A 15,660-nucleotide genomic window follows, 5' to 3' on the forward strand; every position below is an offset into this window, starting at 1 on the left:
GTTTAAAAAAGACTTACGGTAACCGGCACTTTGGACACGAAACCTTCCGCAAACCGCACTCCTATTTTCCCGCCGAGCAGCGCGTCCCGCTGCTCCACCCGCTCCAAGTAGCCTTGATTGAGCGGCGTGCTCACCACATCCGCGCCTTCTCGCTCGAACTGGCTCCGGTACGCACGCAGCGACTGTCTCTTCCGGTCATATACACCGGTTACGTCGACTGCCGCATCGGCTGCAAAGATATCGTTAATAAAATAAAAATAAATGCGTTCCACCGTCCACGCGGGCGTATCGGAAGCATATTTGCGCAGCTTGGCGTTGAACAGCGCCTCTTGCATCAGCTCGCTGCAAGCGACATGATCCGGGTGGCGGTCCTGCCAGTAAGGAACGAACACAAGTCTCGGGCGGCAGTTCCGGATTTCGCGGACAATCCGCTCCAGATGGCTTTCCGTTACCCGCAGTCCCCGGTCCGGGAGCTGCAGGCATGAACGGTAAGCAAGTCCGAGCGCCTCCGCTGCGGCGCTTGCTTCTTGCATCCTTGTCGGCACATCTCCGTTTGACGACATTTCCGCTTGGGTCAAATCGCAAATGCCGATGCGGTAACCGGCATCGGTGTGCTTCGCGATCGTTCCGGCCATCCCGATTTCCACATCGTCCGGATGCGCTCCGAAGGCCAAAATATCCAGCGCGAGCGGATGCGGACTCATGCCCGGTCCTCCGGCGTCATCGGATGCACGACGGCGCGCCAAGCGAAATCTCCGCGCTCGAGCGCCTTGACCAATATTTCCGCCGTCCCGAAATTCGTCGCGAGCGGAATATTATGAACGTCGCTTAAACGGAGCAGCGCGATGATATCCGGTTCGTGCGGCTGCGCCATGAGCGGGTCCCGAAAGAAAAGAATTAGGTCCATTTCGTTCTGGGCCACCATCGCCCCGATTTGCTGATCTCCGCCGAGCGGACCCGAAAGGAACCGGTGCACTTTCAGTTTGGTGCTTTCCATGATTCGCTTTCCCGTTGTGCCCGTCGCATACAATTGATGTTTTTGCAGCACATGCTCGTAAGCTACGGCAAAATCGACCATGTCGTCTTTCTTGCGGTCGTGTGCGATTAACGCGATGTTCATGAACGGTCGCCTCCAAGTTAATCCATCAAATGTTCGAAACCGTATATTAACCCTTTGATGTCCATCACTTTATGTATGGCCGTCTTCACTCCCGGCATATAGCCTGCCCGATCGTACGAATCGTGGCGTATTTTCAGCGTTTGGCCGAATGCGCCGAACACGACCTCCTGCTGCGCGAAGACGCCCGGCAGGCGCACGCTGTGAATGCGGAAGCCGTCGTAGTACGCTCCCCTGGCGCCTTCCAGCGTCTCGTGTTCGTTCGGGTTGCCCTGCTTTAGCTCCTGCCGTGTCTGCGAAATGAGCTCGGCGGTTTTGATAGATGTGCCTGACGGCGCATCCAGCTTCTGGTCGCCGTGATATTCGATAATTTCGACGTGCGGAAAATATTTTGCGGCTTCCTGCGAAAACTTCATCATTAGAATGGCCCCGATCGAGAAATTCGGAGCGATCAATCCGCCGATACCCGCTTCCTTGCACTGCTCGTCCAACGAGCGAATATCTGCGGGGGTAAACCCCGTCGTGCCCATAACCGGACGAACTTTGTTTTTTATCGCGATTCGGGTATGTTCGGCCGCCAATTGAGGAGTTGTGAAATCGACCAGCACATCGGCCGATGCGCGCACCAACGCATCGTCCAACTCGTCCGAAACGGTGACGCCGCATGCCGGCAATCCCGCAACCTCTCCGGCGTCACGCCCTTTCGAAGACGGCGAAACGGCGGCCGCCAAAACCAGTCCGGGGTCGCCGAGCACCATCTTCACCACTTCCCGCCCCATCCGGCCGCCTGCGCCGGAGACGGCGACTCGAATCGTTCGCTCGTTCATCGTTTATCCTCCAAATATGTGGCGAGTTTTGCCTTATATTGTTCAAGCAATTGTTGCGCCGTTCCATGCTCGGGATCCAATCGCAGCAATTCTTGCAGCGTGTGTACCGCTTCCCGGTATTCTTCCGCTCCCGCAAAAGCAGCCGCCAGCAGAACATAGTAGCTTTCTTCCAACGGATCCAACTCCAACGCCTGGCGCAAATACGCTACCGCGAGCAGACAGCCGCGTTTGTTTTGGTCGATCAGACGCTCCGCTTGCACTGCTAAATCTTTCGCCTCCAGCGTCTTCAAGTGAGCGTCGTATTCCGGCTGCGCCGGCGCCAGCCTCTTTGCCGTCCGCGCATGGCGCAGCGCTTCGGCCAGTTTATTGCTGCGGGCGTAAGTTATTGAGAGCTTATAGTGGTAATCCGGGTTGTCCGGATCTTGCTCGATGGCTCTCAAGAACCATTCGACAGCCGCTTCGAAATGCTGCCCGAGAATGGACTCGTATGCTTTCTGCAATTCCGTTTCTCCGCCCATCATCCATCCTCCCTTACCAGTTAAGGATGATGGTACAGCATATTCGCACAGTCACTAATCTGTGTTCAATTTAGTCCATCTATCTTTGTCTCTCGTATTAAATTTGTGCATAACGGCGTCGTGCGCCTGCTGTAAATCGATTTGAAGCGAATTCGCAAAGCAAATTAATATAAACAAGATATCTCCAAGCTCATACTCGATAGAGTTTTCGGGCTCGTCCTTCTTCTTCGGTTTTTCCCCGAACGAATGGTTAACTTCCCTTGCCAGCTCTCCGACCTCTTCCGTCATCCGGGCAAGCATGGAGAGCGGAGAGAAATACCCTTCTTTGAATTGCGATATATATTCGTGTACTTCCTGCTGCATTTGTTTCATCGATTTGTCCGGCACGCCTCGTTCCCTTCTTTCGCCTGTCCTCGGATAACCTTATGTTAGCGCAAACGGACAAGGAGTACAAGAATAGCGGGCACTTCTGAAGACGGCTGCCGTTTTGTTAGAGGATGCCGCCTCATGTTACAATGACTTCATCGCAACGAAAAAAGAGGAGTCGCATATGAACCGCTGGATTTTACGTTTAGGAAACCAACTGCTTCCGATTATGGTCGGAACGGCGATTTACTCGTTCGGCCTTCATTATTTTATTTTGCCAAACGAACTGATGGAGGGCGGAGTAACCGGGATTTCGATCTTATTAAATTACATTTTGGGCATTCCGCTGTCTGTCTCTACTCTCGCACTGAATATACCGCTCTTCATTATCGGATGGAGAGTGCTCGGGAAGCGCGGAATGTTTCTGACCGTATTCGGCACACTCTCCCTCTCGTTCTTCCTTTACATCATAGAGCTGTTGATTAATATGGGCTGGATTCGTCCGTTCGTAACGGAAGACGATTATTTCTTAGCTACATTATATGCGGGATTGACGCTTGGAACCGGGTTGGGTATCGTGTTCCGGTTCGGAGGCACGACGGGCGGGGTGGACATTCTCGCCAGAATCGCAAATAAAACGAGGGGATGGAGCATAGGAAAGTTTTTCTTGATTTTTGACGCGCTCGTCATCGGCCTGTCGGTCTGGTACATCTCCATGGAACGTGCATTGTATACGCTCGTAGCCGTGTTCGTCGCAGCGAAGATCATCGATTTGATTCAACAAGGGGAATATGCCGCGCGGGCGTTTACCGTCATAACGGAACACCCGCAGACGATCGCCGATGCCATCATGAAAGAGATGGACCGTGGTGTGACGCTAATATCCGCCAGAGGCGGCTTTACCGGGCAGCCGAAGGAAATGCTGTATTGCGTCGTGTATAGACACGAAACCCGCCGTCTCGAGCGTCTCGTCCGGCGGGTCGATCCGAAAGCGTTTATAATCGTGAGCGAAGTGCAGGATGTGCTCGGCGAAGGCTTTAAATCCGATGCCGAGCCCGCCCATTGATATTATAGTTTCCGGTCGAAGTCCCGTTCGCTCTTGACCCGGACATAGGCGGATTCCGAGTGGTAACGCCGCCATGCTACATACGTCAACACGATAACAATGACGGAACCGATCGCCAGCGACCAAAGAAACGGGTGCGGAGGCTCTTCAGTAGGCGCTAAGGGCAATATTGTTTCCTGATCGTCATCGTTTTGCCGGAATAAATCTTGAAGCCCCTGCGTCAAATTGGGCATGCTGCTCGCAAGCTGCCCCCACTCCTTCTTGCCGACGGTTCGGTCAAAGAACGCCGTCATCGAATCAAGCTTCACGGCTTCGGAGGCGTCTCTTGAAATCAATACGGCTGGACGAATGAGCTTCACATGCGAGCGCCATTTCTTTAATGCGGAATTTGCCGTATGTTGATCCCGCTTCTTCGCGGCATTTTCCAATTCGGTCAAGTCTTCCGACAACGGCTTGCGGAAATCGAGCCACATCGGCTGCTTCGGATGCGACAAAGCGTCGACGGCCAACCGGACGCGTATAACCTCTAATAACTGTTCGTGCTCATTCGGTTGTATAGAGTTGAATGAATGCAGCGCGGCCGAAATCGATTCCGTCAAAGCGCCCATTCCTTCTATTGAAGTAATACCCTCGAATGACAGCCTCGTCGCCGACACGGATAATTGTACGATTTTCCCCTTCGCATTTTCATAATCGCCGTCTTTCATGCTTTGGTACGCTTGCTCCGCATGCTTGTTCATCGTATCCAAAGCCGCGTATTGCTCATCGGTAACGACAGGTTTCGATTCGGTCGAACGTTCTTCCGCGGGAGCCGAACAGGCGGCTGCTGACGTTAGCACAAGAGCAGCGAGCACGATCAGGCGCATACCCCGGAGGAACGATGACCGCAACGTTTCCGTATTCATGGGACATCCCTCCTTATCACCATGATATGGAGGGATGTCCCACTTTAGACGCGATTTTTTCTCGCGACCGCCACGCCTGCGTATGCGCACACAATTCCAAGCGCGCTTAAAGCGACGGTTACCGTTTGAACTTGCGGCACATCGTCCCACAACTGTTTCGGAAGCCACGGGTACACTCCGAACGTATAATCGATCGTGTCGTTCAGCAAGGTCCACAGGGCGCCAACCGCAACGGAAAGCGCGGTAAATCGGTAAAATCTCATATACAGCAGCGCTTCAAGCGCCATGCATGTGTGCGATACGACCAGCATCCACTGCCGCCACTCAATCTCGTTTCCTTGAGACGCGCCCCAAAAGATGATCGCCACCGCCCAAATCCCGTACTTTACTTGCGTGATGACGGCCAAGCCTTCCACGACACCCCGCCAGCTAATTGGCGCCGGAGCGTCCGTTGTTAAGGCGGGAGCTGCGGCGCGCCGATGCCGCAAGTCGCGTATGAGAAACCATAACGTTATCGTGAAAAACAAACTCGCCGTAGGACTGTCGGGAACGAACGGGACGAGCCATTCGCCGATCGTATACCATGTGTCCACGAGCTGCTTGCGATACCATTCGTATCCGTACGCGGTACCCAACGCGTTCACCCAAAACAGCGTCCACAGCACCCACGGTTGCAGTAAAAACGCCCGGCTCCAAAAGAAAGACAACATTCGCAACGCACTCCCAATTCTCTTTTTCAACTTTCTGCTGAACGTTTTACGGATAGGGTCAAATATTGACTCTATATTTGTTAATAAGGTCAATTTTGAGACTGTCGATTGATTGTGAGCGCTGTAACCGGAGTTTCTCCGGTTAAGACGACGCAGATGCACGAAAATGACCTCTATAACCGGAGTTTCTCCGCTTAAGAGGACTCAGATGCCCGAAACTGAGCGCTGTAACCGGAGTGTCTCCGGTTAGGACGACGCAGATGCACGACACTGACCTCTATAACCGGAGTTTCTCCGCTTAAGAGGACTCAGATGCCCGAAACTGAGCGCTGTAACCGGAGTGTCTCCGGTTAGGACGACGCAGATGCACGAAAATGACCTCTATAACCGGAGTTTCTCCCGTTAGGACGACTCAGATGCCCGAAAATGACCACAATAACCGGAGTTTCTCCGGTTAAGAGGACTCAGATGCCCGAAAATGAGCGCTGTAACCGGAGTTTCTCCGGTTAGGACAGCGCAGAGGCCCGAAACTGAGCGCTGTAACCGGAGTTTCTCCGGTTAGGACAGCGCAGAGGCCCGAAACTGAGCGCTGTAACCGGAGTTTCTCCGGTTAGGACAGCGCAGATGCCCGAAAATGAGCGCTGTAACCGGAGTTTCTCCGGTTAGGACGACGCAGATGCACGAAAATTTTGGCTGAAGGTTCGTATCTACAATGAATCGACAGTCTCATGTTTGGCCCTATTGCCCTTCAATCAAGTTACAAAAAAAACCTGACCGCGCTTGTCGGTCAGGTCGTCCGGTCGTTAATGTGCCGCCGGTTCAGCTTCGGCTTCTGGTTCAGCTTCGGCTTCCGGTTCAGCTTCGGCTTCCGGTTCGGCTTTCTGCTTCGCCAACCAACCCGCTAGAGCGTCCAAATCTTCTTCCGTCAGCCCTTGAGCGATGTTGGTATCGTATTGAGCGGGCATACCGCCGACGCCTTCCTTAATAATTGCCATAATCTCTTCTTTCGTGTACTTGTCGCCGACGCCGAGCAGCGGCGGGAAGCCTGCCGTCATATTGCCTTTGAGGTCGGTCGCGTGACAGGATACGCAAGTAGCCTTCTGGTATAATTCGAAAGCGGGATCGTCTTCCGCCACGATCTCCGTTGCGACCGGTTTTTGAGGCTCGCCGCTTTCGCCTTTCTCCTTCGCTTCTTTCATCTTCTCTTCGCGCTCGATATGTTCCGGCGTGATGCCGTTCACTTCCAGCTCATGCTGGTAATGATCCCAAGACACCTTCGTCAAGTAAATCATGGCCACGAGCGACAAGAGCATGAGCGCCGACGTTGCCGGTCTCTGGTAGAAACGGCGCTCCGGGCTTCTGTCCAGGAACGGAACCAACATTAGACCGAGGAACGCGATTCCCGGTATGCCCACCGTTCCGAGAACGACGAACTGATCGCTCATGTACGGATATTTCAACAGCTGGTACAAGAACAGGAAGTACCAGTCCGGCATCGGGATAAAGCCCGCGTTCGTCGGGTCTGCCGGATATCCGAGCGGCGCCGGTTCCGACATGACAAGAACCAAAATCCCTACTAGCACAACGGCTCCGACCATCCATTCCTTCAGAAGAAAGTTCGGGATGAATGCCTCCGACTTCCCCGGATATGCCGAGTAATCTCTTGGAATATGGACTTGATCCGGTTTTCTGACGCGGGAGTCACCGACGTAAACAACTTTCTCGTTCGATTTATGCGATCCGGCCACTTCGTTCCCCCCTCATCACAACGGTCCGGAGATGCCCTGCTTCCGAATCAGGAAGAAGTGCGCGCCGAGCAGCGCCAGCAGGACACTCGGAAGAAAGAATACGTGCAACGCGAAAAACCGCGTGATCGTTTGGGCGCCGACGATGTCGCCGCCTTGCAGGAACGTCTTCACATAATCGCCGAGGAACGGCGCGGAAGCGGCGATTTGAATGCCGACCTTCGTTGCGTAGTACGCTTTGTTATCCCACGGGAGCAAATAACCGGTGAAGCCGAGGCCGAGCATGACGCCGAAAATGAGCACGCCGACGACCCAGTTCATCTCGCGTGGATGCTTGTAAGATCCTGTGAAAAACACGCGAAGCGTGTGAAGGAACATCATGACGATGACCAAGCTTGCTCCCCAGTGGTGCATGCCGCGCACGATGACGCCGAAAGCGACCTTGTGCTGGAGGTAATCGACGGATGCGTACGCGTTCACGATGTCCGGAACGTAATACATCGTCAAGAACATGCCGGACAAAATTTGAATTACCGTAATAAAGAAAGTCAAACCGCCGAAGCAGTACACGAACGCCGAAAAGTGATGCGCCGGGTTTACGTGCTCCGGTACTTCATGATCCGCAACGTCCCGCCAAATCGGTGTGATATCGAGACGTTCGTCAATCCAGTTGTATACCGATTTTATCATATGACTTTAAACGCCCCCTTCTTACACCCTTGTATTCGGACGGACCGGACCGAGATATACGAAGCCGTTCTCGCGCTTCACTTCGAATTCGTCAAGCGGCGCCGGCGCGACCGCCAACGTTTGGCCGTCTCTCGTGTAATGCGCGCCGTGGCACGGGCAAAAAAATTCTTCAGGGAACTCCGGATTCGTGTTCCAGTTCACCGTGCAGCCCAGATGCTTGCACACCGGGGACAATGCGTAAATCGTGCCGTCCTCGTCTTTCGCAATCCACGCGGTCAATTTCGGGTCGCTTTCATACCACCCGTCTACCTGATGAATGGTGAATTTCACTTCCGTCGGTTCTTCCGTAACCTTCTCTTCCTCGATTACTTTCACGAACGCCCCTTCGTTCTTCGGCTGCAGCAGCGGATCGACCGCGAACCGAATCATCGGTATGGTTGCGCCTGCCGCCATGAAAGCGCCGGCGCCGCCGAGCGTATAAGAAAGGAACTGACGGCGTGACATCTCGCGCCGCTTCGAGCCTTTATGCTCGTCCTCATGATTTCCGTGTTGTTGTTCGCTCACTTTTGTCTACCCCCTTTGCCAAAACGACAATCAAACCCATCTCCTGCTAGTACGTGCAAAGTCATAAATATAATATCTTACGCCCTAGGACCCGTCAAGAAACTGCACCTCGGGAAACCGGGCAACGGCGGGAGTTGCCGTAAAAGTGTAATGAATTTGTCACAACTCGTGTCAGACACGTTGTCAACCGGTTCCGCCTGACGCCCAAAGCGCCTCCACCGCTTGACGCACCCTCGTTCGATACCCGCTGCCGGAATCCGCCTCTTCCTCAGCTCCCGGTGGGGCGATCACCAAAGACGCTTCCTCGCAGCCGAACGACGACAACCGGCCGCTCCCCGTGACGACCACACAGTGCCGGAAGCCGCACGCTTTCAACCGCCTGCACGTCTCTTCGACCAGGCGCTTCAGATGCTCTTCGCTTTCCGAATAGTGAACCGCCGGATAAATGACGACTCTGCCCTTAAACATTTGTTCGATCGGGTCCAACGCATCCCGTAGCCGCTCGAGCGCTTCAGTAGCCTCCCACGGCTGTTCTCTCCCGGTCATCCCGCTTACAGGAAGGATCGCAGTATCGAAATACGGCTTCAACTCCTCCCAACGGTCCCGTTCGATGTCGCTGAACTTCATCCTATGTACCTCTCCCCGGCCACATTTTTCAACCATCCGTAATGATCTACATGTTACCATACCGTGCGGGCAAGCACCAAATTCCCAAACAAAAAAGCCTACGCGTCGGCATAGGCTTGCTGTTTGTCACTACGCAATGCTAAGCAGCATACGAAGTTCGTTCGTCAAAGCCAAGAATGCGGCTTCGTCTCCTTGCTCCAGCGCGATGTCGATTTCCCGGTACAGCTCTTTCTGCCTGTATTCCCGTATGGCCTCGTCAAGGATGAGTTCCGCCATCAGATTTCGCAGCGTTTCATTTGCCGGAACTTGCTTTTCCATACGTAACCCTCCAATTTGCCGAATACATGACTTTCCGTTCTAATACAATTTATTCGCAAGGAATATTCTCGTTTTAGTGCTAACGCCCTCTTCCCTCGCGAATATACGTTTGCCTATCCGCTTCCGCGTTGATCTGGCAGATCGACCTTATCCTCGTCGGGTATGTATACTCCCCGGATGATGCTGCTGCCGAGCTTCGTCATCTCGACAACGGGCCCCGATTCCGGATGCTCGCCCAATCGCAACAAACCCAAATGCATCATCATCGTGAGAATGCGATGTTCAAGAATCGATTGAGGCGAATCGTAGTAAAACGGCTTGACGAGCCCCACCAACACGCCGTTCAATGTGGCGACGGTCACCCATCGCTGTGCCAGCCGGTCGATCCAATTAACCAGCGACTGTACGTTGTGGATCGGGTTTTTGTACAGCCGCAGCCAAAACTTGTACACGACTGCGGGATCCTCTCTTTTGCCCGAAGCGACCCGCTGGGAACCGGTCTCGGTTAACGACAGCCGCGCAGGTCCTTCGGCAATCAATCCGTTATAGTAACAATAGTCGTAAATTAGAGAAAACCGGTTGGGATATTCGTTGATTTTTCGCCCGTAGCCGAATCTCCAGCCTCCTTTGCCTACCAACTCCTCTTTCACCGCAAACATGTCCATAATCGCCTGCTGCGACCGTTTGTACATCGTGCCGTCGGAAGTAAGGTCGACCGGCGTATGGTACACGTATTTCAAAAACTGATAGATATCGTCCGATAGCAGCCTCTGTTCGTCGCGGTAGACCGGCGGTTCTTCCATCACCTGCAGCCGGCGTTCGAACGAACGGGCGAGAGATTCGCCGAAACGGCGCTTCAAATCGTTCGGAACCTGGTATAAATATTTCGTCTGGTGCGAATATCCGTTAAAAAGCCAGCCTTGATATTTTAAGCGCGCGATCATGTCACGAGGACTCCATTCTTTCGGGGCCTCCTTTGACTCTTTTAAAGATTTCGACGCTTTCGGGTTCGGCTTCCGCTTTTTTCCCGTCTTGGAAGAACCGCTGGAATTCGCATCCGGTCTTTCCGTTGTCCGGCTTGTACCGGCAGACAACATTACGGTTGCCGGGTTGTCGTTCGTGCGGATTCCGTGTGCCGCCTCGTTCGACTCGCCGCCGGGACCCCGATTAGCCGCATCGAAACGGCTTAATTGCGCCCGGGCCAACAATTCTTCCAGCGAGAACGACTCTCTTTGATCGTAAAGCAGCGAATTGAGAAACCGGATATCCTCCAGCGTCAAACTTTCGACATACGTCTCAAAAACTTCCTTACGGTTGATGCGGTTCAAAATCGATTGGATCAGCTCGTTTTTCGAGTTCGTGCTGCAATTGCATGCGTAATGATCCGCGATCCGGTGTAACTGGTGAATGTCCGCATAGCTTAACATGTCTGCGAGATTCATTTGCCGTTTCCTCCCGCCTCTTTTTGCTTGCTGTTGTTACCCATTATGGGGAAATTCGCGGAAAATATTCGTTAGGTTATGAATCTTTTTCTTTCTTTTGGGAAAATGCGGCGTAATGCGAGGCTTCAAGCGTGTAATTATAAATGAAAAAAGAGCCCTGATCGGGCCCTTCGAAGTTCATTAACAGTTATGATACCGGAACATTCCCGTTAAAAAGCAAACAGCGCCATTTCCGGCCGTCGTAGTGGAGTATCGTCAGCGAAGCGTTATTCAGGTCGCCTTCCGGTTCTGCCCCTTCCCGTAACAATGCAGGCAGGAGGTGTCTTATAAAAGCGCCGTGCGTCACAGCCAACACCCGGCCACCAGAATGCTTCTGCTGCACCTCGCGCACAAATTCCAGTCCGCGCTTCGTGACGTCGGCCGCCGGTTCGACGCCGGGCGTATCGAAGGGCCGTTCGCCCCACCGCTCCTCGCGTTCCCGCCGCGTAAGCCCCTCCAACGGGCCGAACGAACGCTCCCGCAAGCGTACATCAAGCAGCACCGGTTCAAGATCAGCATGCTCGCCGATAATGCGCGCCGTCTCTGCGGCTCTTGAAAGATCGCTGCTGTACAGCACATCCCAACCGTCCGGCGGAATTCGCGTTCCAAGCGCGTTCGCCTGCTTTCTTCCTTCGCCGCTAAGCGGAATGTCGCGCTGCCCTTGCGTGCGGCCGGCCGCATTCCACTCGGTCACCCCGTGACGTATCAATCCAAGCAGGAACGTCATGAGCGGATACGGGCGAACCAGTTCATAGTAAGCAGAGCAAAGATGAAACCGAGAAATGAAAGCACGAGCATAAAATCGGGATAAGAATCGACGGCCGGCATGGCAAGCACGACCGGTTCGCCGATCGAAGCGACCTCGATTCCGCCAAGCCCTTCAATCGCGAATTCACTTCCTTCTTCTCCTCCGAGCGCCCCCACCGTGATGACGCCGGCTGTCGTCATGTCGGAGCCCGCACTGCCGGGAGCCGCCAAATTATAAAGAAAGCCGCATACGAACAACGCCATACAGCATGCAATGATTGCCGTAAAACGCACCCGCAAGTGATTCGGTATGGAATACATCTTCGAAGCAACCGGCATCCGCCAGCTTTCATCGGCATATATTCGATCCATTACTTTCACGGACATATTGCCTTGGGACACGATGTGCGGCCCCATTGCGAAAGCGGCGGTAGATTGAATAAGCTCCGCGCTTTCCCGCCACATCTCGAACTCGTCGGCGCATTCAGGGCATCGTTTCACATGCTCGTCTACGCGCACACGATTCCAATCGCTTTCGGGCAAATCCCAATAATCACCGAATAGCTCGCGGATTTCGTTGCATTTCATCGTTGCTTCATCCCTTCATATTCCTCTAGGATCGGCTCCAAAACGTACGACTCCAACTGGGTCTTTACGCTCGCTCTGGCCCGGAATAACAACGACTTCACCGAAGAGACCGTTTGGCCCAAAATGTTGGCGATCTCCTGATAATCCAATCCGTCGTACTCCCGAAGGATCAATGCGGATCTCTGCTTCTCCGGCAAGCTGTTGATCGCTTCCCGGACCATGTTTACTTTCTCGCTCCGCAGCACCGTATGCTCCGGCTGCGTCTCCGGGGGAGTCAACGGAATATGCGTGGTGTCATCCAAATAGACGTTGCCGTTGCGGCCTTTCCTCAGCTCGCTAAGCACTGTGTTCCGGGCGATCGTGTACAGCCATGTCGAGAAGGACGCTTCCACTTCCCTGAACGAATGAAGACTTCGATACGCCTTATAGAACGTCTCTTGGCACATATCTTCCGCCATATGCTCCATGCGTGAGTTCTTCAACATATGGAATATAAAAAGCAGGATTTTCCGCTCGTAACGCGCGACCAGTTCCTGATAAAGCTGAACGTTTCCGTCTTTAATTTCCCGAATCAGCTGGGAATCGGTCATGGAAAAGCCTCCTTGCTCATCCGTGCTCGTTCCCGTTCGGTTATACATTAATACCTTAGGGAACCGGAAAAGTTGCGGTGAATGATTGCGCAACTTTTATTAAGTTCAAAATAGTACAAAACGCCTATTGCACATATGTAAACAGTTATTCGTCCTCTTTCGATAAAATCCTTCCTCTTTCGACAAATGCCAATTGATTCCTGATTTCATCCATCCTATTTTACTATATCATTCCAAAAATAGGAAAGAACAAAAAGTGAATATTTGTTTAAATTTTAGTGGGGGAAGAGTGTTTCAGGAGGGCATGGCGAACCTGCCCATTAATAAGACGTTCCGAGGGGAAGATTGGTTTCATGCGGGCAAAAAAAAAGACCGCCATTCGGCGGTTGCACAGTGTGCCATATATCGGATAGGAGTGGAGAGAAACCATACTGTACTTTTAGTATATTGTATACGCTTCCATATTGTCAACACAATTTTTAAAACGCTTTCTTTATTTTTTGCAACGATTGGTCTTAACTCAGCAATATTTCGCGCATTAAGACTAATCGCTGCTGCCATATTCCATGGAGCCCGCAGCTTTAACAATCCGTGCGGCTTAAAAATGAATGCGGTACCCCAGACCGCGCAGCAATTGCTCCGCTTCTTCCATATCGCCGGCTTTCCCAAACGACATCTTGAGCGCGCCGGGATAGCCCGGACCTCTTTCCAATATGCCGATGTTACGTAGGTTAATGGAACGCTCCCCGAGCAATGTCGTCAGCTTGCCGATCGTTCCGGGCTCGTCCGCCACTTCGACATAAAATTCATGATGCGTCGTCATAATGCCCTTGCGCCTCTCGGGCAGCGCGCTTCGAAACGCAGCGGCTTCGACGAATTGCGAGGCGACGCCTTCTTCGTCGGCTTGCTCCAGCAGCGCGATGAACCGCTCCGTCTCGCCGATCCACTCGCGCAGCAGTTGGAGCAGCACGGTGCGATTGCTCATGCAAATGTCGCGCCAGATCGAAGGCTCGCTGGAAGCGATGCGCGTAATGTCGCGAAACCCGCCGGCGGCCAACCGCTCGTATGCCTCGTTACGCTTGTTTAGGCGCGAGACGAGGTTGACGAGCGCGGCGGCGACGATATGCGGCAAATGCGAGACGGCGCCTACAATTTCGTCGTGCTCCCTTGCATCGAGCCGCAAAATGTTCGCGTTCGTATATGACAGCAGCCGTACAAGCCTCTCGTACGCCTCTTCCGGCGTATCGGCGGTAGGCGTAAGCACGTAATACGCGTTCTCGTATAAGTATGACGTCGCCGCTTCGACGCCGGAACGCTCCTTGCCGGCCATCGGATGCCCGCCGATAAACGAGGCTCCTCCGAAAGTCAAACGGCTTGCCGCTTCCACCACGTCGCCTTTCGTGCTGCCGACATCGGTAATGACCGCGCCCGGTTTTAAAGGCAGCTTCGATAATTGTTCCAAGTAATTCTGCAGCATGCCGACCGGCACGCACAAAAAAAGTAAGTCGGCATCTTTCGCCGCCTCTTCGAGAGACGTCGTCCCTTCGTCGACGACGCCGCGTTTCACGTATTTTTCAACGGAAGCCGGATTCGGCGAGTGCCCGACAACGCGAATGCCGGGCTTCCCCTTAAAACAAAGAGCGAGGGACCCGCCGATGAGTCCCACGCCGAAGATCGCGATTTTCGTCATTCCGCCACCACAACCGTCTCATTGAGCACGGCTTCCAACGCCGAGATAAACTTGAGGTTTTGCTCCTCGGAACCGACGGTTACGCGAATCATCGAAGGGAAACCGATCGAAGCCGTATGCCCGCCCCGGACGATAACCCCTTTGCTGAGAAGCTGTTCGTATACGGTTTTGGCGTCTCGCTGCACGTCGACCAGCATGAAGTTTCCGTACGCCGGAAAGTGTTTCAGTCCGAGTTTTCCGAACTGCCCGGACAGGTATGCAATCCCTCTCGCGTTCTCGTCCCTACAGCGCTCGATAAACGCTTGATCTTCCAACGCCGCAAGCGCGGCCGCTTGAGCGAAGCCCGTCGTATTGAACGGTTCGCGCACTTGGTTGATCGTCCGGATCACGTCGGGACGGCCTATGCCGTAACCTATGCGGAGCGCCGCCAGACCGTACGCTTTGGAGAACGTCCGAAGCGTGACTACGTTCGGATATTTTTCGAGCAGCGCTATGCTGTCTGGATATTCTTCGGAGACGATGTACTCGGCATAAGCTTCGTCCAGAACGACGAGCACATGGTTCGGCGCTTTATCAAGAAACCGCCCGACTTCCGCTGCGGTGACGATCGTGCTTGTCGGGTTGTTCGGATTGCAAACCCATATAATTTTCGTACGGTCCGTCACTTTCGCGAGCATCGCGTCGAGATCGTGGGTTCCGTCCTTAAGAGGCACCTCAATGACCGTCGCGCCTTCAATTTCCGCATTATGTTTGTATTGCGGGAACGTCCGGTCCGCCGTGATCGTCTCGTCGCCGGCGCTCAAGTAAGCTCTTGCGATCATGAGAATGACCTCGTCGGAGCCCGCGCCGAACACGATCTGGTTCGTCCCGACTCCGTAATGCCGCGCAACGGCAGCGGTCAATTCCACGCTCGCTCCGTCCGGATATATGTGCGTATTCTCCAAATGATTGACGATTGCTTGTTTCGCTTTCGGCGAACTGCCGAACGGATTCTCGTTGGAAGCCAGCTTGACGACTTCGGTCAAACCGAATTCCTTCTTTACTTCGTCGATCGGTTTTCCCGGTTGATATACTGGCAAATGCATAATGTGAGCCTTTGGCTTCATCGGTA

Annotated in this window: 19 protein-coding genes; 1 reads left to right on the plus strand and 18 read right to left on the minus strand. The window is 53.5% G+C overall.

All coding sequences use genetic code 11. The features are described 5' to 3' along the window. Positions 1 to 2: 2 nt before the first annotated feature. From bshB1 to JET16_RS06245, 5 genes are read right to left on the minus strand one after another with little or no spacing between them, the layout of a single operon-like run. Positions 3 to 704: a bacillithiol biosynthesis deacetylase BshB1 gene (gene bshB1, locus JET16_RS06225; RefSeq protein ID WP_199614927.1), complete on the minus strand. Its 702-nt coding sequence runs from the start codon at positions 702 to 704 to the stop codon at positions 3 to 5. Next, positions 701 to 1,120 carry a methylglyoxal synthase gene (locus tag JET16_RS06230; protein WP_199614929.1) on the minus strand — a complete coding sequence of 140 codons (420 nt, stop codon included), beginning with the start codon at positions 1,118 to 1,120 and terminating at the stop codon, positions 701 to 703. Before JET16_RS06230 ends, bshB1 begins: the two co-directional genes overlap by 4 nt. 17 nt (positions 1,121 to 1,137) lie before the next feature. Further along, positions 1,138 to 1,944: a 4-hydroxy-tetrahydrodipicolinate reductase gene (gene dapB, locus JET16_RS06235; protein WP_199614930.1), complete on the minus strand. Its 807-nt coding sequence runs from the start codon at positions 1,942 to 1,944 to the stop codon at positions 1,138 to 1,140. Further along, entirely contained in the window at positions 1,941 to 2,462 is a 522-nt protein-coding gene (locus JET16_RS06240; protein WP_199614931.1) for a tetratricopeptide repeat protein, read from the minus strand. Before JET16_RS06240 ends, dapB begins: the two co-directional genes overlap by 4 nt. Before the next feature lie 54 nt (positions 2,463 to 2,516). Next, positions 2,517 to 2,834 carry a nucleotide pyrophosphohydrolase gene (locus JET16_RS06245; RefSeq protein ID WP_199615035.1) on the minus strand — a complete coding sequence of 106 codons (318 nt, stop codon included), beginning with the start codon at positions 2,832 to 2,834 and terminating at the stop codon, positions 2,517 to 2,519. A gap of 178 nt (positions 2,835 to 3,012) precedes the next feature. Here JET16_RS06245 and JET16_RS06250 point away from each other — a divergent pair, with 178 nt between their 5' ends. After that, complete coding sequence (locus tag JET16_RS06250) at positions 3,013 to 3,894, plus strand: YitT family protein (RefSeq protein ID WP_199614932.1); 882 nt, start codon at positions 3,013 to 3,015, stop codon at positions 3,892 to 3,894. Positions 3,895 to 3,896: 2 nt separating this feature from the next. Here JET16_RS06250 and JET16_RS06255 read toward each other — a convergent pair whose 3' ends face one another. The 13 genes from JET16_RS06255 to hisC all read right to left on the minus strand — a co-directional run bounded on the left by JET16_RS06255 (position 3,897) and on the right by hisC (position 15,655). Further along, on the minus strand, positions 3,897 to 4,799 hold the full coding sequence (locus JET16_RS06255; RefSeq protein ID WP_199614933.1) for a sporulation protein YpjB: 903 nt from the start codon (positions 4,797 to 4,799) through the stop codon (positions 3,897 to 3,899). A 44-nt stretch (positions 4,800 to 4,843) separates the two neighbouring features. Beyond that, positions 4,844 to 5,509 carry a DUF1405 domain-containing protein gene (locus JET16_RS06260; protein ID WP_199614934.1) on the minus strand — a complete coding sequence of 222 codons (666 nt, stop codon included), beginning with the start codon at positions 5,507 to 5,509 and terminating at the stop codon, positions 4,844 to 4,846. An 803-nt stretch (positions 5,510 to 6,312) separates the two neighbouring features. Continuing rightward, positions 6,313 to 7,257 carry a c-type cytochrome gene (locus JET16_RS06265; RefSeq protein WP_199614935.1) on the minus strand — a complete coding sequence of 315 codons (945 nt, stop codon included), beginning with the start codon at positions 7,255 to 7,257 and terminating at the stop codon, positions 6,313 to 6,315. 15 nt (positions 7,258 to 7,272) lie between these two features. After that, entirely contained in the window at positions 7,273 to 7,944 is a 672-nt protein-coding gene (gene qcrB / locus JET16_RS06270) for a menaquinol-cytochrome c reductase cytochrome b subunit (RefSeq protein WP_199614936.1), read from the minus strand. A 21-nt stretch (positions 7,945 to 7,965) separates the two neighbouring features. Continuing rightward, complete coding sequence (locus JET16_RS06275) at positions 7,966 to 8,448, minus strand: ubiquinol-cytochrome c reductase iron-sulfur subunit (RefSeq protein ID WP_199615036.1); 483 nt, start codon at positions 8,446 to 8,448, stop codon at positions 7,966 to 7,968. 243 nt (positions 8,449 to 8,691) lie between these two features. Beyond that, positions 8,692 to 9,135 carry a DUF2487 family protein gene (locus JET16_RS06280; protein WP_199614937.1) on the minus strand — a complete coding sequence of 148 codons (444 nt, stop codon included), beginning with the start codon at positions 9,133 to 9,135 and terminating at the stop codon, positions 8,692 to 8,694. 129 nt (positions 9,136 to 9,264) lie between these two features. Next, positions 9,265 to 9,453 carry an IDEAL domain-containing protein gene (locus JET16_RS06285; RefSeq protein ID WP_199614938.1) on the minus strand — a complete coding sequence of 63 codons (189 nt, stop codon included), beginning with the start codon at positions 9,451 to 9,453 and terminating at the stop codon, positions 9,265 to 9,267. Positions 9,454 to 9,566: 113 nt separating this feature from the next. Further along, a complete protein-coding gene (locus JET16_RS06290) occupies positions 9,567 to 10,895 on the minus strand; it encodes a hypothetical protein (protein WP_199614939.1) in 1,329 nt (442 codons plus the stop codon). Positions 10,896 to 11,082: 187 nt separating this feature from the next. Then, positions 11,083 to 11,661: a histidine phosphatase family protein gene (locus JET16_RS06295; protein WP_233531107.1), complete on the minus strand. Its 579-nt coding sequence runs from the start codon at positions 11,659 to 11,661 to the stop codon at positions 11,083 to 11,085. Beyond that, positions 11,658 to 12,269 carry an anti-sigma factor family protein gene (locus JET16_RS06300; RefSeq protein WP_199614941.1) on the minus strand — a complete coding sequence of 204 codons (612 nt, stop codon included), beginning with the start codon at positions 12,267 to 12,269 and terminating at the stop codon, positions 11,658 to 11,660. Before JET16_RS06300 ends, JET16_RS06295 begins: the two co-directional genes overlap by 4 nt. Continuing rightward, positions 12,266 to 12,859, minus strand: coding sequence for an RNA polymerase sigma factor (locus JET16_RS06305; RefSeq protein WP_199614942.1), 594 nt, complete (start codon positions 12,857 to 12,859; stop codon positions 12,266 to 12,268). Before JET16_RS06305 ends, JET16_RS06300 begins: the two co-directional genes overlap by 4 nt. A gap of 598 nt (positions 12,860 to 13,457) precedes the next feature. Beyond that, positions 13,458 to 14,549, minus strand: coding sequence for a prephenate dehydrogenase (locus JET16_RS06310; protein WP_199614943.1), 1,092 nt, complete (start codon positions 14,547 to 14,549; stop codon positions 13,458 to 13,460). After that, on the minus strand, positions 14,546 to 15,655 hold the full coding sequence (gene hisC / locus JET16_RS06315; RefSeq protein WP_199614944.1) for a histidinol-phosphate transaminase: 1,110 nt from the start codon (positions 15,653 to 15,655) through the stop codon (positions 14,546 to 14,548). Before hisC ends, JET16_RS06310 begins: the two co-directional genes overlap by 4 nt. Between the last annotated feature and the right edge of the window lie 5 nt (positions 15,656 to 15,660).

It is taken from the genome of Paenibacillus alkalitolerans (assembly GCF_016482785.1).
Taxonomy (GTDB): Bacteria; Bacillota; Bacilli; order Paenibacillales; family YIM-B00363; genus Paenibacillus_AE; species Paenibacillus_AE alkalitolerans.